Origin of the sequence: Agromyces intestinalis (assembly GCF_008365295.1) — a bacterium.
GTDB lineage: Bacteria > Actinomycetota > Actinomycetes > Actinomycetales > Microbacteriaceae > Agromyces > Agromyces intestinalis.
Genome location: NZ_CP043505.1, coordinates 1,100,372 through 1,119,788 on the forward strand (window position 1 = coordinate 1,100,372; position 19,417 = coordinate 1,119,788).

At 71.7% G+C, this 19,417-nt stretch carries 19 protein-coding genes; 4 read left to right on the forward strand and 15 right to left on the reverse strand.

All coding sequences use genetic code 11. The annotated features are described in order from the left end of the window. Positions 1-129 precede the first annotated feature (129 nt). Positions 130-1,542 (forward strand): MFS transporter, encoded by a 1,413-nt coding sequence (locus FLP10_RS05165; protein ID WP_149159903.1) that lies wholly within the window; start codon positions 130-132, stop codon positions 1,540-1,542. A 38-nt stretch (positions 1,543-1,580) separates the two neighbouring features. Here the strand turns inward: FLP10_RS05165 and FLP10_RS05170 are convergent, their stop codons facing one another. Genes FLP10_RS05170 through FLP10_RS05190 form a run of 5 tightly spaced genes read right to left on the reverse strand, consistent with a single transcriptional unit; the run spans position 1,581 to position 6,743 of the window. After that, positions 1,581-2,246 carry a CoA transferase subunit B gene (locus FLP10_RS05170; RefSeq protein ID WP_149159904.1) on the reverse strand — a complete coding sequence of 222 codons (666 nt, stop codon included), beginning with the start codon at positions 2,244-2,246 and terminating at the stop codon, positions 1,581-1,583. 4 nt (positions 2,247-2,250) lie between these two features. Further along, a complete protein-coding gene (locus FLP10_RS05175) occupies positions 2,251-3,033 on the reverse strand; it encodes a CoA transferase subunit A (RefSeq protein WP_149159905.1) in 783 nt (260 codons plus the stop codon). Next, entirely contained in the window at positions 3,033-3,926 is an 894-nt protein-coding gene (locus FLP10_RS05180; protein WP_149159906.1) for a fumarylacetoacetate hydrolase family protein, read from the reverse strand. The genes FLP10_RS05175 and FLP10_RS05180 overlap by 1 nt, the downstream gene beginning before the upstream one ends. Positions 3,927-3,978: 52 nt before the next feature. Further along, the gene (locus FLP10_RS05185; protein WP_149159907.1) at positions 3,979-5,100 is read right to left on the reverse strand and encodes an amidohydrolase family protein; all 1,122 of its coding nucleotides are present in this window, start codon (positions 5,098-5,100) and stop codon (positions 3,979-3,981) included. Positions 5,101-5,129: 29 nt separating this feature from the next. Further along, on the reverse strand, positions 5,130-6,743 hold the full coding sequence (locus tag FLP10_RS05190) for an FAD-dependent monooxygenase (protein ID WP_149159908.1): 1,614 nt from the start codon (positions 6,741-6,743) through the stop codon (positions 5,130-5,132). A gap of 88 nt (positions 6,744-6,831) precedes the next feature. On the opposite strand from FLP10_RS05190, the gene FLP10_RS05195 reads away from it, so the two are divergent. Continuing rightward, positions 6,832-7,614, forward strand: a complete 783-nt coding sequence (locus tag FLP10_RS05195) for an IclR family transcriptional regulator (protein WP_149159909.1) — start codon at positions 6,832-6,834, stop codon at positions 7,612-7,614. Here the strand turns inward: FLP10_RS05195 and FLP10_RS05200 are convergent. Beyond that, positions 7,608-8,468, reverse strand: coding sequence for a VOC family protein (locus FLP10_RS05200; RefSeq protein WP_342780564.1), 861 nt, complete (start codon positions 8,466-8,468; stop codon positions 7,608-7,610). The genes FLP10_RS05195 and FLP10_RS05200 overlap by 7 nt on opposite strands. On the opposite strand from FLP10_RS05200, the gene FLP10_RS05205 reads away from it, so the two are divergent. Then, the gene (locus FLP10_RS05205) at positions 8,467-9,378 is read left to right on the forward strand and encodes an alpha/beta hydrolase (protein WP_149159911.1); all 912 of its coding nucleotides are present in this window, start codon (positions 8,467-8,469) and stop codon (positions 9,376-9,378) included. The genes FLP10_RS05200 and FLP10_RS05205 overlap by 2 nt on opposite strands. A 204-nt stretch (positions 9,379-9,582) precedes the next feature. On the opposite strand, the gene FLP10_RS05210 is transcribed toward FLP10_RS05205, so the two are convergent. Together FLP10_RS05210 and FLP10_RS05215 are read right to left on the reverse strand one after the other, a co-directional pair. Continuing rightward, positions 9,583-10,488 carry an NmrA family NAD(P)-binding protein gene (locus FLP10_RS05210; RefSeq protein WP_149159912.1) on the reverse strand — a complete coding sequence of 302 codons (906 nt, stop codon included), beginning with the start codon at positions 10,486-10,488 and terminating at the stop codon, positions 9,583-9,585. Then, positions 10,485-11,363 (reverse strand): NmrA family NAD(P)-binding protein, encoded by an 879-nt coding sequence (locus tag FLP10_RS05215; protein ID WP_149159913.1) that lies wholly within the window; start codon positions 11,361-11,363, stop codon positions 10,485-10,487. The genes FLP10_RS05210 and FLP10_RS05215 overlap by 4 nt, the downstream gene beginning before the upstream one ends. 194 nt (positions 11,364-11,557) lie before the next feature. Between FLP10_RS05215 and FLP10_RS05220 the strand changes: the two genes are divergently transcribed. Next, complete coding sequence (locus FLP10_RS05220) at positions 11,558-13,930, forward strand: transketolase-like TK C-terminal-containing protein (RefSeq protein WP_168209106.1); 2,373 nt, start codon at positions 11,558-11,560, stop codon at positions 13,928-13,930. 61 nt (positions 13,931-13,991) lie between these two features. Here the strand turns inward: FLP10_RS05220 and menC are convergent, their stop codons facing one another. From menC to FLP10_RS05250, 7 genes are all read right to left on the reverse strand, one after another. Next, entirely contained in the window at positions 13,992-15,101 is a 1,110-nt protein-coding gene (gene menC / locus FLP10_RS05225) for an o-succinylbenzoate synthase (protein WP_149159915.1), read from the reverse strand. A 113-nt stretch (positions 15,102-15,214) separates the two neighbouring features. Further along, on the reverse strand, positions 15,215-15,697 hold the full coding sequence (locus tag FLP10_RS05230; protein WP_149162093.1) for a thiamine pyrophosphate-binding protein: 483 nt from the start codon (positions 15,695-15,697) through the stop codon (positions 15,215-15,217). Positions 15,698-15,702: 5 nt separating this feature from the next. After that, entirely contained in the window at positions 15,703-15,843 is a 141-nt protein-coding gene (locus tag FLP10_RS17375) for a hypothetical protein (RefSeq protein ID WP_168209107.1), read from the reverse strand. A 169-nt stretch (positions 15,844-16,012) separates the two neighbouring features. Next, on the reverse strand, positions 16,013-16,834 hold the full coding sequence (locus FLP10_RS05235) for an ABC transporter ATP-binding protein (protein ID WP_168209108.1): 822 nt from the start codon (positions 16,832-16,834) through the stop codon (positions 16,013-16,015). 10 nt (positions 16,835-16,844) lie between these two features. Next, the gene (locus tag FLP10_RS05240; RefSeq protein WP_149159916.1) at positions 16,845-17,879 is read right to left on the reverse strand and encodes an ABC transporter substrate-binding protein; all 1,035 of its coding nucleotides are present in this window, start codon (positions 17,877-17,879) and stop codon (positions 16,845-16,847) included. Between the two features lie 35 nt (positions 17,880-17,914). After that, positions 17,915-18,769: an ABC transporter permease gene (locus tag FLP10_RS05245; protein ID WP_149159917.1), complete on the reverse strand. Its 855-nt coding sequence runs from the start codon at positions 18,767-18,769 to the stop codon at positions 17,915-17,917. 127 nt (positions 18,770-18,896) lie between these two features. After that, entirely contained in the window at positions 18,897-19,337 is a 441-nt protein-coding gene (locus FLP10_RS05250) for an iron chaperone (protein WP_149159918.1), read from the reverse strand. Between the last annotated feature and the right edge of the window lie 80 nt (positions 19,338-19,417).

Consider the following 19,417-nt stretch of genomic DNA (forward strand, 5'->3'; position numbering starts at 1 on the left):
CTCCTCACTCCATCGTGATCTCGTTCGATAATCGAACGTAGCATTCGCATATCGCGCATTCGGATCATAGGCGGTGCCGTTCTCGACGGCAAGCGAGCGGGAGCGGATGCCGCGGGCTACCGTGGGCACATGGTCGAGACCATGTCGCGCGACCAGCGACTCGTGCTCGCGATCGCCGTGCTCGCGTCGTTCGTCGCCTTCCTCGACGGCACCGTCGTCACGGTGGCGTTGCCGGCCATCACGCGCGAACTCGGCGGCGGGCTCACCACCCAGCAGTGGACCGTCGACGCGTACCTCATCACCCTCGGCTCGCTGATCCTCGTCGCGGGCTCGGCGAGCGACGTGTACGGGCGGTGGCTCGTGATGAGGATCGGCCTCATCGGCTTCGGCCTCACCTCGATCGCGGTGGCGGCCGCGCCCTCGCCCGAGTTCCTCATCGTCGCGCGGGCACTGCAGGGCATCGCGGGTGCGCTGCTCGTGCCGAGTTCGCTCGCGATCATCACGGCGAACTTCCGCGACGAGGCGCAGGCGCGCGCCATCGGCATCTGGACCGCGCTCACCACCGCCGCGATGGTGGCGGGGCCGCTCGTCGGCGGGCTGTTCGTGGACTTCGCGACGTGGCGGCTGGTGTTCCTCATCAACGTGCTGCCGATCGCGGTCACGCTCTGGCTGCTCGTGCGGCTCGGGCACCGCGACGAGCGGAGCGTCGGCGCCCGCATCGACTGGCTCGGCGCCGCGCTCTGCACGGTGGGGCTCGGCGGCATCGTGTTCGCCCTCATCGAGCAGCCGAACCTCGGCTGGGGCTCGCCCGCGATCTTCATACCGCTCGCGGTCGGCGCCGCCGCGTTCGCGGGGTTCATCGTGCGCCAGCGCTTCGCGCCGCAGCCGCTCATGCCGCTGTCGCTGTTCAAAGTCCGCAACTTCTGGAGCGGCAACATCGCGACGCTGTTCGTCTACGGCGCGCTCTCGCTCAACGGATTCGTGCTCGGGGTCTACCTGCAGCAGGGCGCGGGGCTCACGGCGACCCTCGCCGGGCTCGCGACGCTGCCGTCGACGCTCATCATGATCGGCTTCAGCTCACGGGTCGGCAGCTGGTCGGGCAAGCTCGGGCCGCGGCTGTTCATGACGATCGGGCCCATCATCATGGCCGCGGCGGCCCTGCTGCTGCTCACCGTGTCGGAGGACTTCTCGTACTGGTGGCAGGTGCTGCCGAGCGTCGTCGTGTTCGGCATCGGGCTGACCCTCACCGTCACGCCGCTGACCAGCGCCATCCTCGGCGCAATCGACCCGGCCCGCTCGGGCATCGCGTCGGCCGTGAACAACGCCGTCGCGCGCGTCGCCGGCCTCATCGTGATCGCGATGCTCGCCGCGATCGTCGGCGGTCAGCTCGACCTGAACGGGTTCCACCGCGCCGCGATCGTGACCGCCGCGCTCATGGCCGCCGGCGGCGTCGTGTCGTGGATCTGGATCCGCCGCCCCGAGGAGCAGGCCGGCAGCGCTGCCGCGCTCACCGCCGCCGACCCGGGCACCCCCGCCGACTGACGCTCTTTTCAGGCGTCCCCGGCGAAACAGGGCCTTTCTCAGGACGACACGCCGTGTGAGGCTGCCCCGGGGCGCCGAATCTCCTGAGAAAAGCGAGTGGTGTGGAAGGGGGCGGCGGTGACGGTGCGGAGGTGGGCGAGCGTGACGTCGGGGGCGAGTGCGACGAGGTGCAGGCCGCCGTCGACCACATCGAACACGGCGAGATCGGTGATGATGCGGTCGACGCACGCGCGGCCGGTGAGCGGCAGCGTGCACTCCTCGACGACCTTCGGCGAGCCGTCCTTCGCGACGTGCTCGGTGAGCACGATGACGCGCGGCGTGCCGGCGACGAGATCCATCGCACCGCCCATGCCCTTCACCAGCTTGCCGGGCACCGTCCAGTTCGCGAGGTCGCCCGACTGCGAGACCTGCAGCGCGCCGAGGATCGCGGTCTGCACGTGCCCGCCGCGGATCATCGCGAACGACGTCGCCGAGTCGAACACGCTCGCGCCCTCGGCGAGCGTCACAGTCTGCTTGCCGGCGTTGATCAGGTCGGCGTCCTCCTCGCCCTCGAACGGGTACGGCCCCATGCCGAGGATGCCGTTCTCGCTCTGCAGCGTCACCGAGACGCCGTCGGGCAGGTGGTTGGCGACCAGCGTCGGGATGCCGATGCCGAGGTTCACGTACTGCCCGTCGTCGAGTTCGCGGGCGGCCAGCGCTGCCATCTCGTCACGCGTCCACACGGTCGGCCTCCGATCCGGCGGGCGCGGCCGGCGGCTCGGGCGCGGCCGGGGGCACGGGCGCGGCCGGGGGCTCGGCCCTCGGACGCACCGTGCGCTGCTCGATGTCCTTGACGGGGTCGACGACCTCGACGACCCGTTGCACGAACACCCCGGGCGTCACGATGTCGTCGGGCGCGAGGTATCCGTCGACGACCTCTTCGGCCTCGGCGATCGTGAGCCGCCCCGCGGTCGCGACCAGCGGGTTGAAGTTGCGCGCCGCGAGCCGGTACCGCAGGTTGCCCGCGGCATCCGCCCGATGGGCGCGCACGAGCGCGACGTCGGCGACGATGCCGCGCTCCTGCACGTAGGTGCGGCCGTCGAACACGGCCGTGGGCTTGCCCTCGGCGACCGGGGTTCCGACGCCGGTCGCCGTATAGAACGCCGGGATGCCCGCGCCGCCCGCCCGCAGCCGCTCGGCGAGCGTGCCCTGCGGCACGAACTCGACCTCGAGCTCGCCGGTCAGGTACTGCTCGGCGAACAGCCGGTTCTCGCCCACGTAGGACGCGAGCACCTTGCGCACCTGGCGGTTCTCGAGCAGCAGCCCGAGCCCTTTGCCGTCGACGCCCATGTTGTTCGACACGATCACCAGGTCGCGCGCGCCCGTGTCGCGCAGCGCCTCGATGAGCTCGCGCGGGATGCCCGACAGCCCGAACCCGCCGACCGCGATCGTCATGCCGTCGCGCACCTCGCCCGCGAGCGCCTCGGCCGCGCTGGCCCGCAGCTTGGTCATCAGGCGGTCGCCTCCTTCACGACGAACCGCTGCCGGATGCTTCCGAGCCCGTCGATCTCGCTGACGACGGTCTGCCCGGCGACGAGGTACTCGCGCGGGGTCCGCCCGAATCCGACGCCCGAGGGTGTGCCGGTGAAGATGAGGTCGCCGGGCAGCAGCTCGACGCTCGCCGACAGCCGGGCGACGAGGTCGGGGATCGAGAAGATGAGCTGTGCCGTGCGGCTCTGCTGCAGCACGCGCTCGGTGCCGTCGACCTCGATGAGCGTGCAGCGCAGCGCGAGGTCGTCGGGGTCGAGGCCGCCCGCGCGCAGTTCGTCGACGGTCACGACGGCCGGGCCGACCGGCGCGAAGCGACGCAGCGACTTGCCGAGGTTGAACTGCGGCGGCGTGCTCTGGAACTGCACGGTGCGGTCGCTGAGGTCCTGTCCGACGGTCAGGCCCGCGACGTGATCCCACGCGCGCTCGGCCGGGATGTCACGACCGCCGACGCCGACGACGGCAACCAGTTCGATCTCCCAGTCGACGGTGTCGCCGCTCAACTCGACGTCGACGTCGGGCCCCGCGAGACTCGACGCGAACTTCGTGAACACCATGGGGTGCTCGGGCAGCGTCATGTTCGATTCCTCGGCGTGGTCGGCGTAGTTCAGGCCGACGGCGAGGATCTGCGGCGGGCGTGGCACCACCGGGCCGAGGTCGGCCGGCACGACCGGCACGGCGTCGCGGTGGGATGCCGCATCCTGCTGCCGAGCCCACTGCGCGAACTCGCTCCAGCGTTCGTAGACGGCACCGGGGTCGGCGCCGAATCGGCCGTCGCTCGCGCGTTCGATGTCGAGGGCGAGTCGGGTGTCGGCGTCGGTGAGCACGGCACGGCCGTTCAGGTTCGCGATGCGCATGGGGTTCCTTTCGTACGGGGTTGCGAGGGCGCGGGAAGCCGGTGTCTCGTGTTCAGCGCACGCGCACCCCGCCGATCCACACGGCGGTGACGTCGCGCACGGCGCCGACCTGCGCGGTCGGGTCGCCCGCGGTCAGCACGAGGTCGGCGCGCAGCCCGGCCCGCACCGTGCCGCGGTCGTCGAAGCCGAAGAACGCGAGCGGCGCGGTGGTGGCCGCGGCGATCGCCTCGGCGGGCGTGAGCCCCGCGCCGACCATGAGCTCGAGCTCGTCGGCCAGGCCGGGGCCGTGCGCGATCTTCGCGGGCGCGCCGTGGTCGTCGTTCGCGTCGGTGCCGGCCAGCAGCGTGACCCCGGCGCGGTGCAGGTTCGTCACCGACGCCCTCGCGTGCTCGTACGACAGGCCGCGCGGTTTGACCGGGAACGGCCAGTGCTCGACGAGGGCCTTCAGCATGCCGAGGGTGGGCGACACCGCGACGCCGCGCTCGGCGAGGCTCGCGCAGAACCGCTCGTCGAGGGTGGCGGTGACGGGCACGTGGGTGAGCAGGTCGACGCCGGCGTCGGCGGCGGCGGCGAACGCCTTCGGGCTGGTGACGTGGGCGATCACCTTCAGCCCGGCGTCGTGCGCCGCACGCGTGATCGCGTCGACCGTCCGCGCATCGAGCGGCTTCGCGCGGAACGGGATGCGCACGTCGATGATGATCTTCACGTAGTCGCTGCCGTCGGCGACGCGCTCGGCGACGAACCGCGCCGCGTCGTCGGGCCCCGTCACCGCGGTCGAAGCGGGCATGCCCAGCTTGGTGGTGTGCAGGCCTTTCGGTGCGCTCGCCGGGTAGCCGGCAGAGCGCAGGGTCGTGGCGCCGGGCCCCGCGGTGCGCAGCGCGAACGTGGCGTCGAGCTTCGGCGCCCCGAGGTCGAAGGCGGTGGTCACGCCGGCCTTCCCGAGCGCCGCGAGGTGGTCGGCGTGGTGCACGTGCACGTGCGCGTCGACGAGTCCGGGCAGCAGGGTCGCGCCCGCAGCGTCGACGATCTCGACGTCGGCGACCGGCGGGGCGTCGGCGGCGTCGGCCGCGTCGATCGAGGCGATGACGCCGTCGACCACGGCGACCGAGCGCGGTTCGCTCAGCCGCCCGTCGTCGTAGATGCGGGCATCGGTGATGGTGAAGGTGCGGGACATCGTCGTCCTTTCGGTGGGAGGGGGTGCGCTCATCCGGCGGATTCGGCGGGGCCGGCGAATCCGGCCAGCGCAGCGTCGAGCACGGCGTCGGCGGCCCGGGGGTCGGCGACGCCGTCGCCGACCCAGGCGAGGTGCTGGTCGGGTCGTACGACGAGGGTGGGTGTGGGGCCGTCGATCACGGAGAACGGGATGCCCCGGGCGGCCGCCGCGACGGCGAGCACCGTCGTGTCGCCGTCGGGCCCGATCGCGGTGAGCCCGTCGCCGAGCCGGTCGTAGGCGGAACTGCCGTCGGGCAGCCATCGGTGGGGCAGCCGGTTGCCGGCCGCGGCGATCGGGCGGTACTCGCCGAGCGACGGGCACTGGTCGGTCGCGGCATCCGTGTAGCCGTAGCCCAGGATGAGCGCGTCGGCGTGGAACTCCGCGTCCTTGGTCGCGAGGATCGCGGCGGCCGCGCGCTCGCGCGCCGCCTCGCCCTCGCGTCCGTCGGCGAGGAACGCCGGGTCGCCGAGCTCGATCGGCAGGGCGCGCATGTTGGCCGCCGCGACCTCGATCGTCTGCGCGGCGATCGGCCGGCGTTCGGACTCGTAGCTGTCGAGCAGCGTCTCGGGCGCCCAGCCGGCGATCACGGCGGCGAGCTTCCACCCGAGGTTGACCGCGTCGCCGACCCCGGTGTTGAAGCCGTGCCCGCCCCAGGGCGGGTTCTGGTGGGCGGCGTCGCCGACGACGAATAACCGGCCGGCGCGGTAGCGGTCGGCCAGCAGCAGCCTCGCCTGCCAGGGGTCGGTCGCGACGATCTCGAGATCCAGGTCGGATGCTCCGACGAGCCCCTGCACGAGCCCGATCGCCTCGGCGTCGTCGGCGATCGACTCGGTGCCGGTCGAGATCGCCCACCACGTGCCGTCGAGGTCGAGGGGCCCGACGACGCCGGGCGCGCCGGGGTTCAGCACCCAGTAGTGGATCGACGGGGCGTGCGGGATGCGCTCGGCGAGCCCGCGCGAGCGGAACGTGATGTTGACGTTCGGGCGGCCGCCGGCGGCGCCCTCGAGGCGCGCGCCCATCGCGGCGCGCACGACGCTGCGGGCGCCGTCGGCGCCGATCACCCAGTCGGCGGCGAGCACCTCGCGCTCACCGGCGGCGGATTCGATCGCGACCGTCGCGCCCGAGGCATCCTGCGACACCTCGACCGCCCGCCAGCCGAACCGCGCGTCGATGCCGTCGAGCTCGGCGACGCGGGCGCGCAGCACCTCCTCGATGACCGGCTGGGTGACCTGCTGGGCAGGTTCGGCCGCGAGGTCGCTGCCCGTCAGGTCGAGGCCGAGCACGCGGTCGATCGACGCGATCTCGCGGCCGGTGACGGTCGTGCAGAAGGTGACCCGGTGCGACCAGTCGACGGGCAGGGCCGCCGCCGCGCGAACCCGGTCGGCGATGCCCCACCGGCGGAAGTATTCCATCGTGCGGGCCGACGTCGTCTTCGCCCGCGGCCGCGAGTGCTCGACGTCGGTGCGCGGCTCGACGAGCGCGACGCGGATGCCGTGGCGGTGCAGTTCGAGCACCGTCGCGAGCCCGACCGGTCCGCCGCCCACGACGATCGCGCTCGGGTCGCGGTCGTCGCCTCGGTGGGGGCCTGCTGGGGCGTACGCCATCGTGCGCACCTCTCTCGTCGTGGGTCGATCTTCGTTGCGGCGGGAGCCCGTGCCCGACCGACTTTCATTCAGTGGCAGAATCGGCAGCATGAACGAGGTGCGACGAGGCCATCGACCGCCCAACGGCGAAGCGGTGCTCGACCGCGCGTTCCGCCTGCTCGCCGCCTTCACCCCGGCACGGCCGAGGCTCACGCTCACCGAACTGAGCACGATCGCGAACCTGCCGCTCTCGACCGCGTCGCGGCTGTCGGGCAAGCTCGTGAGCCTCGGCGCCCTCGAGCGCCGGCCCGACGGCGCGTACAGCCTCGGCCTGCGCCTGCTCGAGTTCGCCGCGCTCGCGCCGCGCGGCCACGGGCTGCGGGCGATCGCGCTGCCCTACATGGAAGACCTGCACCGTGCCACCCGCCAGCACGTGCAGCTCGCCGTCCGTGAGGACGACGAGGCCGTCATCGTCGAACGGCTCTCGGCCCCCGGCGCAGCCAAGGTGCTGTACCACGTCGGCGGGCGGGTGCCGCTGCACGCGACCGGGCTCGGCAACATCCTGCTCGCACACACCAAGCCCGGCTTCCAGGAGGCGTACCTCCGTCGGCCGCTGCGGCTCGATCCCGAGGACACGCTGATGGACCCGGTCGAGTTGCGCGACCGACTCGCCCTGATCCGCCGAACGGGGGTGGCGACGATGACCCGGCTGCTGCCCGAGCCGGCCGCGTCGGTCGCGGCCCCCATCCTCGACGGCGACCGCAAGGTGGTCGCCGCACTGTCGGTCGTCGGCACCGACGGGTCGCTCGATGTTCGGATGCTGGAGCCCGCCGTGATGGCGATCGCCGCATCGATCTCGCGCGAGGTGGGGGCGCGCGCCGCGACTCAGTAGAGCTCGGGAAGGAAGATGTCCTTCGGGATCTCGTCGGGCACGTACTCGCCGGCGCGGGCCTTCTCGTGGATCTCCTGGAAAGTGAGGCCCTGCTCGCGCGCCTCGACCAGCTTCTCGGGGTCGAACCAGGTACCGATCGGGTTCTCGGCGAATTCGAGCGCCGAGTTGATCCACTGCGATGAGTCGCGCCAGTTGCCGAAGCAGTCGACCTGGATCTCGACGCCGTTGCCGTCGGGGTCCTGGTAGTAGACCGACATGGTGATGCCGTGGTCGAGGTACAGGAAGGGCGTGATGCCGCGGTCGCGCAGGCGGATGTAGTTGTTCAGCCACTGGTCGAACGTCTCGAACTCGAACGCCGTGTGGTGGATGCCGGTCGAATGCCCCTTGTCGACCGGGTGCTTGAGCCCGGGAGGCGACAGCAGCGCGATGCGGTGGTTGGCCGCGTCGTTGGTCAGCCACGCGGCATCCTCGCCGTGGAAGGCCGGGTACAGGCCGAGGGCGACGCCGTACCATTCGACCATTTCGTCGAGGCGCAGCGTGGTGAAAGTGGTGTGGTGCAGCGTGGGGGCCGCGAGGGGACGGTCCGTCGCACGGTTGGTAGGCATCATCGACTCCAAGGAAGGTGGATCGCACCGCAGGTCTTCGGCGGTGCTGACCCACCAGACCACGACGGCGCCGATGCCACCCAGCCTCATTCCATTGAATGGGACGCGCGCTCGGATGCCGAGCCGCGCCCGGCAGATGCCACCCCTGTTCCAATGAATGGAACACTGGTGTCGGTTCGTGCACGACGTGCCGATAGTCGAGGTACCCGTCGCGCGAGGATGCCGGCGGCACCCCACGGAGAGTGACATGAGTTCAACGACGAACACCCAGGCGTTCACGCACGCCGTCACCGGCGACGGCCCGGCCTCGGGTCTCACGATCACGGGCCGGCAGGGCTCGCCCGCCGAGCGTGCCGACGGCGCGCCCCTCGTGATCGCCCTGCACGGCGGCACCTACACCTCGGAGTACTTCGACATCCCCGGCTACTCGCTGATCGACCGCGCCGTCGAGGCGGGCATCCCGATCATCGCGCTCGACCGGCCCGGCTACGCCGGCAGCACCTGGATCGAGCCCGAGGAATCGATCATCCTGCAGAACGCCGAGGCGCTCGACCAGGTGATCGGCGAGATCTGGGCCGAGTACGGCGAGGGCCTGGCCGGTGTGGTGCTCATCGCGCACTCGATCGGCGGCGCCGTCGCCACGGCGATCGCCGCGAGGCATCCCGAATGGCCGCTCCTGGGCCTAGCCGTGTCGGGATGCCTGCTCACCGTGCCCGCCGAGTCGCGCCAGGCGTGGCTCGACCTACCGCCGATCCCGACGATCGACCTGCCCGTGCCGATCAAGGACTCGGTCATGTTCGGCCCCGAGGGCACCTACGACGAGTCGATGCCGGCCGCCAGCTACCCGTCGAACGCCGAGGTGCCGCGCGCCGAACTCCTCGACATCACCGGGCCGTGGATCGAGCGGGTAGCGACCGTCGCCGCCGAAGTGCAGGTGCCCGTGCTCGCCCGCCAGGCCGAGTTCGACGCACTCTGGATCACCGACGCCGACCAGGTCGCCGGGTTCGGTGCGGCGTTCAGCGCGTCCCCCGCCGTCGACGCGAAGCTCGTGCCGGGCTCGGGCCACTGCATCGACTTCCACCACGCGGGCGAGGCGCTGCAGCGCGAGCAGCTCGACTTCGCCCTGCGGGTCGCGGCGAGCGCGAACGCGCCGGCCTGAGCCCCGCGTCAGCACCGGACCCCCGCGTCAGCACCGGATCCCCGCGTCAGCACCGGACCCCCCGCGTCAGGGACGCTGGTTGCCGCCTCAGCGAGCCACGAGCGGCAACACGCGTCCCCGACGCGGGGCCTCACGCGGCGCTCACGCGGTCCGCGGGGCTCACGCGGTCACGCGGGTCGCACGCGGTCCGCGGGGCTCACGCGGTCAGGCGGGGATCGGTGGGCGGGATGTCTCGGGCCGGGGTGCTCCGCGGCGCGCCGCCTCGCGGCGCACGAATGCCTCGAAACTCGTCGGCGTTCGCCCCAACAGCCACGTGAGCACGTTCGGGTTGCCGACGAAGTCGTGTGCGCTGTAGCGGCTCGAGATCGAGCGCAGCACCCGCAGCTCGTGCTCGGCGCCGGCCGGGTCGCGGTCGCCGAGCCACGCCCGGGCGTACGTGTCGGCGTCGATCTGGCGCACGGCGATCTCGCGCCCGAGCACGCCCGAGATGATCGCGCCGAGCTCGTGCGCGGTGTACCGACCCGGTGCGACGAGCTCGTACGTGGCCCCGGCGTGCCGTTCGGGTTCGGTGAGGGCCAGCGCCGCGACCTCGGTCACGTCGTCGAGGTCGACCAGCGACTGGCGCCGCTCGAGCGACCACGAGAGCTCGAACACATCGCGCTCGAACACCGGGCGCAGCTTCAGCGGCAGCATGTAGTTCGACGGCTGCAGGATCGTGAACTCGAGACCGGAGCCGAGCAGGTACTCCTCGACGTCGCGCTTGATCTCGTGCTGGACGAGGTCGGTGACGATCGCGTGCAGCACCGAGCTGAACACGAACTGTCCGACGCCCGCCTCACACGCCGCGTCGATGACCGTGAACCCCATCTCGCGCTCACGCGGGTGCAGGGTCGGGCCGACGTGGTAGATCGCGCGCACGCCGGCCACGGCCTGCGCCGCGACCTCGGGGCGGCTGAGGTCGCCGACGACCACGTCGCTCACGCCCAGTTCGCGCAGGGCGGCCGCGGAAGCCTCGCTCTGCACTGCGGCACGAACGGCATGCCCGGCGCGCAGCAGCTTCGGAATCAGCAGCCGGCCCTGATTGCCGTTCGCCGCGGTGACGAGGATCACGCGGCGGCGCCCGGTTCGCGGAAGAACGCCGCGTTGCGGTCGAGGTAGGCCTCGACGGTGCCGGCGGGGCGCCCGGTGACGACCTCGACGGTGTCGGTGACGACCTCGGCGCCGTGGTCGCGGAACACCTGGTAGACCTCTTCGAAGTGCTCGGCCTCCCACGGCTCCATGCCGCGGGCGAGCATGCCGGCGCGCACGTCGGCCGGGGTGACCTCGACGACCTCGATCGCGCTGCCGCGGATCTCGCCGATGCGCTCGGCGATCTCGCGGTACGCGACCGCGCGCGGGCCGGTGAGCACGAGGGTGCTCCCGTCCCACGTGTCGTCGGTGAGCACGCGCGCGGCGACCGCCCCGACATCGGCGCCGTCGATCATCGCGAGGCCGGCGTCGGCGAGCGGATTCGGGATGCGACCGGTCGCCCGGATCGCGGGCAGCATGATCTGCCCGATCATCGTCTGCATGAAGGCGTTGGCGCGCAGCGTCACGAACGGCTGGCCGCTGCCCTGCAGCACGGTCTCGATCTCCCAGTGCTGGCGCAGCGCCTGCGGACCGTCGGGACGAATCGCCGAGTCGGTGCCCGACAGCTTCACGAGCTTCACGCCGCTGCGACGCACCTCGCGGATGATCCGCAGCTGCAGGTCGGCCATGTCGAACGCGTGCGGCGTGAGCAGGAACACCGCGTCGACCCCGTCGAGGGCGGCGTCGACGGCACCCGCGTAGAGGTCGCCTTCGACGACGTCGACGGCATCGGGCAGGATGCCTCGGGCCCGGGCCGCATCGCGGCTGATCACGCGGGTCGGGGTGCCCTGGGCGACGAGCGCCTCGACGACGTGCGGGCCGATGTTGCCCGTGGCTCCGGTCACCAGAACGGTCATAGTGCAGACTCCTTCGTCGCTCGCGCACGCGTCATCGCGTCCGCTCGAGCCATGGTTCCAGCCGACGGTCGGCCGTCGGCGCGCACGTCCATTCAGTGGAAACGAGCTGGGCGCACCGTCGCGCCGATGCTCCACTGGTCGGCACCGATGCGCGGGTCGCGTCGGCTTCGACGATGACGCGAAAGGCCGAGCGGATGAGCCCTCTCACGACCTCCCCCGACCAGCTCGATGCGGCCGACGGTGCTGCGGAGCATCCGGCCGCCGCATCGCCGAACGCCGTGCTCGAGCAGATCGAGCGCCGCACGCTGTGGCTCGCGACCTCGATGGTGCACCACGCGAACAAGGTGCGCCCGAACCGCTCGGGCGTGAAGGTCGGCGGCCATCAGGCGTCGAGCGCGTCGATGACGACGATCATGACGTCGCTCTGGTTCGAGCAGCTCACCGCCGCCGACCGGGTCTCGGTCAAGCCGCACGCCTCGCCCGTGCTGCATGCCATCGAGTACCTGCTCGGCACGCTCGACGAGCGCTGGATGACCACGCTGCGCGAGTTCGGCGGCATCCAGAGCTATCCGAGCCGGCGCAAGGACCCGGTGCCCGCCGACTACTCCACGGGGTCGGTGGGCATCGGGGCGACCGCCCCGATCTGGGGCGCCATCGCCCGGCGGTTCGTCGAGTCGCGAACCGGCGTCGCGAACCGCGGTCGGCAGTACTCGCTGGTCGGCGACGCCGAGCTCGACGAGGGCGCGATCTGGGAGGCGGTGCTCGACAGCGCCGTCGCCGACCTGGGCGAGATCGTCTGGATCGTCGACCTCAACCGGCAATCGCTCGACCGGGTCGTGCCGAACATCGCCGCGACGAAGCTCGAGCGCGTGTTCGACGCCGCCGGCTGGCAGGTGCTGACCGTGAAGTTCGGCCGGCTGCTCGAGGAGCTGTTCGCCCGGCCCGGCGGCGACGCGCTGCGCCGGCGCATCACCGAGATGTCGAACCCCGAGTACCAGCGGCTGCTGCGATGCGACGCGGCCGAGCTGCGGCGGCGTCTGCCGGGAGACGGGGCGGATGCCGCGGCCATTGCCGCGCTGTGCGACGGGCTCGACGACGGCACGCTGCTGGCGGCGATCCGCAACCTCGGCGGACACGACTTCGACGCCCTGCGCGCCGCGTACGCGGCCATCGACGACACCCGGCCGACCGTCATCATCGCCTACACGGTGAAGGGTCGCGGGCTGCCGATCGAGGGGCACCCGCAGAACCACTCGTCGCTGCTCTCGGCGGAGCAGTACGGCGAGCTCGCCGATGCGCTCGGCGAGCGAGCGGATGCCCCGTGGCAGCGGTTCGCGCCCGACACCGACGCCGGCCGGCTGTGCGCGGCGACGGCGGCGCGACTCGAACGCGAGCCCGCAGCATCCGCCTCGCCGCCCGAGGTGCCCGCCGACCTGGGCCGCACGCCCACCGGGACGGGCACCACCCAGGCGGCGCTCGGTCGGGCGCTGCTGGATCTCACCAGGGTCGCACCGGACGCCGCGGCGCGCGTCGTGACGGTGAGCCCCGATGTGTCGAGCAGCACGAACCTCGCCGGGTGGATCAACAAGGTCGGCGTGTGGTCGACCGCAGAGCGGCGCGACTGGTTCGAGGACGACGGCGAGACGCTGCTGCACTGGCGCGAGCGGCCGAGCGGCCAGCACATCGAGCTCGGCATCGCCGAGGTCAACCTGGTGAGCCTGATCGGCGAGCTCGGCACGACCTGGAGCCGCTGGGGGCAGACGCTGTTCCCGATCGGCACGGTCTACGACCCGTTCGTCGAGCGCGCGCTCGAACCCTGGTCGTACGGCATGTACGCGGGCGGCCAGTCGATCCTGGTCGGTACGCCGTCGGGCGTGACCCTCGCCCCCGAAGGCGGCGCCCACCAGTCGATCACGACGCCGTCGATCGGACTCGAGCAGCCCGAGTGCGTGGCGTACGAGCCCGCATTCGTCGTCGACGTCGAATGGACGCTGCTCGCCGCGATGGGCCGGCTCGGGCGCCCCGGCGGCCGGTCGGCGTACCTGCGGCTCTCGACGCGACCGATCGATCAGAAGCTCGCGGATGTCCCGGCCGACCCCGCCGCACGCGAGCGGCGCCGCCGGCAGGTGGTCGCGGGGGCCTACCTGCTGCGCACGGCCGGCACCGCGGGCGGGCGGCCCGATGCGACGATCGTCACGATGGGCGCCCTCGTGCCCGAGGCGCTCGCCGCCGCCGACCGGCTCGCCGCGCAGGGCATCGCGGCCGACGTGGTGTGCGTCACGAGCGCAGGTCTCCTGTTCGAGGCGCTGCAGGCCCGGCGCGGCCTCGGCGACGGGGCATCCTGGATCCTCGACCAGGTGTTCCCGGCCGAGCGCGCCGCGCCCATGGTGACGGTGCTCGACGGGCACCCGCACACCCTCGCGTTCCTCGCCGGCATCAACCGGGTGCCGGCCCGCAACCTCGGCGTGAGCCGGTTCGGGCAGTCGGGCGACCTCGACGACGTGTACCGGCACCACGGCATCGACGCCGACGGCATCGTCGCGGCCGCACTCGACGTGCTCGCCTGAGGCTGCGGCCACGCCACGCCACGCCCCGGCCGCGGCCGCGGTCAGGGCGCGGCGGCGGCCGTCAGGGCGCGGCGATCCACTCGGTCGCCGTCGTCAGCTCGTCGAGCAATTCGGGGATCGGCTCGACCCCGAGCCCCGGACCCGTCGGCACCTCGATGCGGCCGTCGACCATCATGAACGGCGGCGTCAGGTCGGTGCGGTAGAACCGGTCGCTGGCCGAGATGTCGCCCGGCAGCGTGAACCCCGGCAGCGACGCCAGCGCGACGTTCGCCGCCCGGCCGATGCCCGACTCGATCATGCCGCCGCACCAGACCGGTACGCCGTTGGCCGCGGCGAGGTCGTGGATGCGCCGCGCCTCGAGGTACCCGCCGACCCGCCCGGGCTTGACGTTGATCACGCTCGTGGCACCGAGCCGGATCGCCGCGGCCGCCGTCTGCGCCGAGGTGATCGACTCGTCGAGGCAGATCGGCGTCTGCACGAGTTTCGCCAGTTCGGCGTGGCCGAGCACGTCCTCCTCCTCGAGCGGCTGCTCGATGAGCAGCAGATCGAACGCGTCGAGCCTGGCCAGGTGTCGGGCATCCCGCAGGGTGTACGCGGTGTTCGCGTCGACCTGCAGCGGCACGTCGTCGCCGAACCGCTCGCGCACCGCGCGCACCGGCTCGAGGTCCCACCCGGGTTCGATCTTCAGCTTGATGCGCACGTATCCGGAGTCGAGGTATCCGCCGACGGTGTCGAGCAGCTGCGGAATCGAGTCCATGATGCCGACCGACACCCCCGACGGCACCGAAGCGTGCACGCCGCCCAGTTCGCGCGCGAACGAGCGCCCCTCGGTGCGCAACTCGGCGTCGAGCACCGCCATCTCGAGCGCGGCCTTGGCCATGCGATGGCCCTTGAACGGATGCAGCGCCTCGCCGACGGCGTACGCGTCGGCGATGCCCGCCGCGAAGAGGGTCGGAATCAGGAACCGCCGCATCACGTCCTGCGCGCCGTCGATGTACTCGGGCGAGTAGGCGGGGTCGGGCAGCGCGACGCACTCGCCCCAGCCCGAGCCCTCGTCGGTGACCGCGCGCACCAGCAGGATGTCGCGTTCGGTCTGGGTGCCGAATGAGGTGCGGAACGGGGACACCAGTGGCATCCCAACCCGGCGCAGTTCGAATCCCTCGAGCCTCATCGGCATGCTCCTTCGTCGTGCGCGGCTCGCCGGCGCTGGCGATGCGTCCAACATAGCCGCGCTCGCCACCGAGCCCCCGCGCCCCGACATGCCCCGGGGCCTCGCGCGAGACGTCAGGTCCGCAGCTCGATGTCGGCGTACGCGTCGAGGAGCGCCAGCGCGCGAACCGCCTGCTCGCCGCCGAGCGCCCGCTCGGTGCGCAGCGCCGCGACGTCGGCGAACAGCACGGGCAGGTCGATCTCCTGCATGGAGCCGGAGCCCAGCACGCTGCGGTGCTGTTGACCGACGATCGCGATCACCGGCACGTGGTCGAGCTTCGCGTCGTAGAGCCCGTTCAACAGGTGCACCGCACCGGGGCCCTGGGTGGCGAGTACGACCCCGACACCGCCCCCGTACTTCGCTTCGCCCACCGCCATGAACGCGGCGCTCTCCTCGTGACGCGCCTGCACGAATGCGACGCCGCCCTCGGTGCGTCGGATCGCCTCGACGAGTCCGTTGACTCCGTCACCGCTGTAGCCGTAGACGCGGCCGATCCCCCACGCGCGCAGGCGTTCGATGATCGCGTCGGCGACGGTCTTCGACCGTTCGGCTGCCATGGCGGTCACGCCGGGTCGGGTGCGCCGCCCGATGCGGTGTCGCCCTCGACTGTCTCGCCATCGACCTGCTGCTCCTCGGGCAGCTCGATGTCCTCGCCCCGCGGGCGCTCGCCTTCGCGGTCGTCGCGGTCGCGGTCGTCGGTCATGATGGCTCCCTCGGATGCTGCGGAACCCGCTCGTCGGTGCGGATGCCACAGGCTACGTCTCGCGGCGCAGCACCGGCAGACCCTTGCGGACGACCGTCTGACGAGCTAGACCCCGATCGCGGCGCTCGACCGAGCACCGCGCGACGCCCGGCCCGCGCGACGGGATCGCTCAGTCGGCCTCGGCCGTCGAGCCGAGCAACTCGCGCACCCGACTCGAGACGCGGTGGAACTCCCCGGTCTCGAGCACCTCGGCGTAGCCGCGCTCGGTGGGCAGGTCGACCCGGTGCTCCTCGAGGATCCGGCCGGGGCGGGGGCTCATCACGACCACGCGGCTCGCGAGGTACACCGCCTCGGCCACCGAGTGGGTGACGAGCAGCACGGTCGTGCCGGTGCGCGCCCAGATGCGGTTCAGCTCGACGTTCATCCGCTCGCGGGTGAGGGCGTCGAGCGCGCCGAACGGCTCGTCCATGAGCAGCACCCGCGGCTCGTGCAGCAGCGCGCGGCAGAGTGCGACGCGCTGCTGCATGCCGCCCGAGAGTTCGTGCGGCAGCGCCTTCTCGAAGCCGGTCAGGCCGGTCATCTCGATGAGCTCGTCGGCGCGGGCGCGGGCGGCCTTCATGTCCATGCCGCGCATCTCGGCCTGCAGCAGGATGTTGCCGCGCACGTTGCGCCACTCGAGCAGCGCGGCGCGCTGGAAGACGAACCCGATGTCCTGACGCGGGCCCCGGACCTCCTCGCCGTGCAGGCGGATCGACCCGCCGCTCGGCGTGGTGAGCCCGGCGACCGCCTTCAGGAGCGTCGACTTGCCGCAGCCCGACGGCCCCGCGATCGTGATGAACTCGCCACGCTCGACCTCGAGGTCGGCGCCCTCGAGCGCCGTCACGCGGCCCCGCTTGGACTCGAACGTGATCGACACGTCGCGGATCGACAGGATGGTCTCGGCGTCGCCGCGAGGCATCCGCTCGGCCGTCGTCTGGGTGTCCTGCTGCATGTGCGTATCCCTACTCGGTCGGTGCGAACGAGGCGTCGAAGTACGTGTCGACGGTGCCGTCGCCCGAGATCAGGCCGGCCTCGGCGAGCACCTCGAGCGTCGACTCCCAGTCCTCGGTGGCGTTGACGCCGGGCGCCGATCCCTCGGTCGCGTCGGTGCTCAGCAGCTTGATGGTCTCCTGCCACTGGTTCAGCAGCACGTCGGCCGCGGGCATCTGCGGGTCCTTGCCGTCCATCGCCTTCACCGCGTCCTCGGGGTGCTCGGCCGCGGCCGCGAACGCCTCAGAGGTCGCCGCGACGAGCGACTTCACCAACTCGGGGTCGTCGGCGATCGTCGACTCGGAGGCCACGAGCCCGTTGCTGAAGAAGCTGAGGCCCGCGTCGGAGTAGCGCAGGTAGCGCACCTCCTTGCCGCTCTTCGCGGCGATGGTCGGGCCCTGGTCGTGCGCGAAGCCGATGAGCCCGTCGACCTGGCCCGTGAGCATCGCGGCGATCTTTCCCGCCGGATCGAGGTTCTGCTGGGCGACGTCGTCGGTGCTGAGGCCGACCGCCTCGAGGAACATCGGGAAGGTCGTGGTGGGCGCATCGCCCGCCGAGACGGCGATCGTCTTGCCCTTCAAGTCCGCGGGCTCCTCGATGCCCGAGTCGGCGAAGACCTGCACCGCCGACGGGGTGGTCTGCAGGAACACGCCGACGCTCTTGATGGCGACGCCCTTGTCGATGTTCGCGAGCACGGCGGGGGTGTCGGCCCAGCCGAAGTCGACCTGGCCCTGGCCGACCGCCTGTGCCGTCTTCGTCGACCCCTGGCCGGCCTGGATGGTCAGGTCGATGCCGTGGTCGGCGAAGATGCCCTCCTCGACTCCGTAGTAGAAGGGGGCGTGCTCGCCGTAGGGGTACCAGTTGAGCATCAGCGTCACCGGGGTGAGGTCGTCGCCGTCGTCACCGCCCGAGCCGGCCGCCGGATCGGCCCCGGCGCATCCGGTGAGGGCGAGCGCGGCAGCGCCGACCGTCGCGAGCGAGGCGAGGAGTGCACGAGACTTCTTCATCGAATGTCTTCTTTCTCTGCTGTGGTTTCGAGGGGTCAGGCCTGCACGGTCACGGCGCGCACGTCGCGACGCGACGCGTGCCACGGGATAAGGAATCGCTCGGCGATCTGGATGATGGCGAACAGCACGATGCCCAGCAGCGACATGATGATGAGCGCGGCGAACAGCATCGCGGTGTCGAGGTTGCCGTTCGCCTGCAGAATCACGTAGCCGAGGCCCTCGTTCGCACCGACGAACTCGCCGACGACCGCGCCCGTGACGGCGAGGGTCGCGGCCACCTTCAGCCCCGACAGCAGTTCGGGCAGCGCCGCGGGCAGTCGCACCTTGAGGAACGTCTTGAACTTGCCGGCGCCCATCGTCGACGTGAGCTGCAGGATCTCGGGGTCGACCGATCGCAGGCCCGAGAGGCCCGAGATCGCGACCGGGAAGAACGCCATCAGCACGGCGACCAGGATCTTCGGCCCCATGCCGAATCCGAGCCACACGACGAACAGCGGGGCGATCGCGATCTTCGGGATGACCTGTGCGAAGAGGATCACCGGGTAGAGGGTCTGTTCGACGCCCTTGGAGTAGACCATGACGACGGCGACCGCGATGCCGATCACGATCGCGATCAGGAACCCGATGACGGTTTCGTACGTCGTCACCCAGGTCTGCTGCGCGAGGTAGGCGGCGTTGTCGCTGAACGCGGCCCAGGTCGCGGCGGGTGACGGGATGATGTACGGCGCCACCCACTGCAGCGAGGTCGCCACCCACCAGATCACCAGCACGACGCCGGCGAACACGATCGGATGCCAGTTGCGCACCCACCATGCCGCCAGGCGGTGCGGCTCGGACCCGCGCGCCTCGTGGACCGCCACTGAAACCGTGGCCGACTGTTGCACTGACATGATGGTCACCTCGACGTCGTCGTGAAGGTGGGAAAGCGTATTCCCGCAGGCTGCGAGTATAAGCACGTCCGGTGACCTGAGTCAAAACCCCCCTCGTTCGGGTCAGTGCACGATCACGGTATCGCGGTCACGCCACCGCATTCCGCACCAGGTCGGTCACCGCCTGCTCGACCGCGGGCGTCCAGGTGCGCACCGCGAATCCGACGGGCCAGAGGTCGCCGTCGTCGAGGTGGGCGCGGTCTTCGAACCCGATCGTGGCGTACCGGGTCTTGAACTTCTTCGCGGGCTGGATGAAGACGACGATCTTGCCCTCGGCGTTGGCGTACCCGGGCATGCCGTAGTACGTCTTCGGCACCAGGTCGGGCGCCACCTCGGCGATCACGCGGTCGAGCCCTTCGGCGAGCGCGCGGTCGTCGGGCTCGAGGGCGGCGATCGCCTCGCGCACGGCCTGTTCCCCGGCAGCGCGGTTCTTGCCGGCCTTCGCCTGTTCGCGCAGCTCCTTCGCGCGCTGCTTCACCGCGTCGCGCTCGTCCTTGGTCAGTCCTGCGGATGCCTCGCTGCCGGCCATCGCTCGTCTCCCTCTGTCGCTCGTGGACTCCGTCGCCCCGCCGATCGGGCCGTCGAGTTCAGGCTAGGCGGCCCCCGCCG

Bases quoted from the DNA above. Each gene is read 5' to 3' on its own strand.
- FLP10_RS05165 (WP_149159903.1), top strand. From the start codon at position 130: ATGGTCGAGACCATGTCGCGCGACCAGCGACTCGTGCTCGCGATCGCC.
- FLP10_RS05170 (WP_149159904.1), bottom strand. From the start codon at position 2,246: ATGGCAGCGCTGGCCGCCCGCGAACTCGACGACGGGCAGTACGTGAAC.
- FLP10_RS05175 (WP_149159905.1), bottom strand. From the start codon at position 3,033: ATGACCAAGCTGCGGGCCAGCGCGGCCGAGGCGCTCGCGGGCGAGGTG.
- FLP10_RS05180 (WP_149159906.1), bottom strand. From the start codon at position 3,926: ATGCGCATCGCGAACCTGAACGGCCGTGCCGTGCTCACCGACGCCGAC.
- FLP10_RS05185 (WP_149159907.1), bottom strand. From the start codon at position 5,100: ATGTCCCGCACCTTCACCATCACCGATGCCCGCATCTACGACGACGGG.
- FLP10_RS05190 (WP_149159908.1), bottom strand. From the start codon at position 6,743: ATGGCGTACGCCCCAGCAGGCCCCCACCGAGGCGACGACCGCGACCCG.
- FLP10_RS05195 (WP_149159909.1), top strand. From the start codon at position 6,832: ATGAACGAGGTGCGACGAGGCCATCGACCGCCCAACGGCGAAGCGGTG.
- FLP10_RS05205 (WP_149159911.1), top strand. From the start codon at position 8,467: ATGAGTTCAACGACGAACACCCAGGCGTTCACGCACGCCGTCACCGGC.
- FLP10_RS05200 (WP_342780564.1), bottom strand. From the start codon at position 8,468: ATGTCACTCTCCGTGGGGTGCCGCCGGCATCCTCGCGCGACGGGTACC.
- FLP10_RS05215 (WP_149159913.1), bottom strand. From the start codon at position 11,363: ATGACCGTTCTGGTGACCGGAGCCACGGGCAACATCGGCCCGCACGTC.
- FLP10_RS05220 (WP_168209106.1), top strand. From the start codon at position 11,558: ATGAGCCCTCTCACGACCTCCCCCGACCAGCTCGATGCGGCCGACGGT.
- menC (WP_149159915.1), bottom strand. From the start codon at position 15,101: ATGAGGCTCGAGGGATTCGAACTGCGCCGGGTTGGGATGCCACTGGTG.
- FLP10_RS05230 (WP_149162093.1), bottom strand. From the start codon at position 15,697: ATGGCAGCCGAACGGTCGAAGACCGTCGCCGACGCGATCATCGAACGC.
- FLP10_RS17375 (WP_168209107.1), bottom strand. From the start codon at position 15,843: ATGACCGACGACCGCGACCGCGACGACCGCGAAGGCGAGCGCCCGCGG.
- FLP10_RS05235 (WP_168209108.1), bottom strand. From the start codon at position 16,834: ATGCAGCAGGACACCCAGACGACGGCCGAGCGGATGCCTCGCGGCGAC.
- FLP10_RS05240 (WP_149159916.1), bottom strand. From the start codon at position 17,879: ATGAAGAAGTCTCGTGCACTCCTCGCCTCGCTCGCGACGGTCGGCGCT.
- FLP10_RS05245 (WP_149159917.1), bottom strand. From the start codon at position 18,769: ATGTCAGTGCAACAGTCGGCCACGGTTTCAGTGGCGGTCCACGAGGCG.
- FLP10_RS05250 (WP_149159918.1), bottom strand. From the start codon at position 19,337: ATGGCCGGCAGCGAGGCATCCGCAGGACTGACCAAGGACGAGCGCGAC.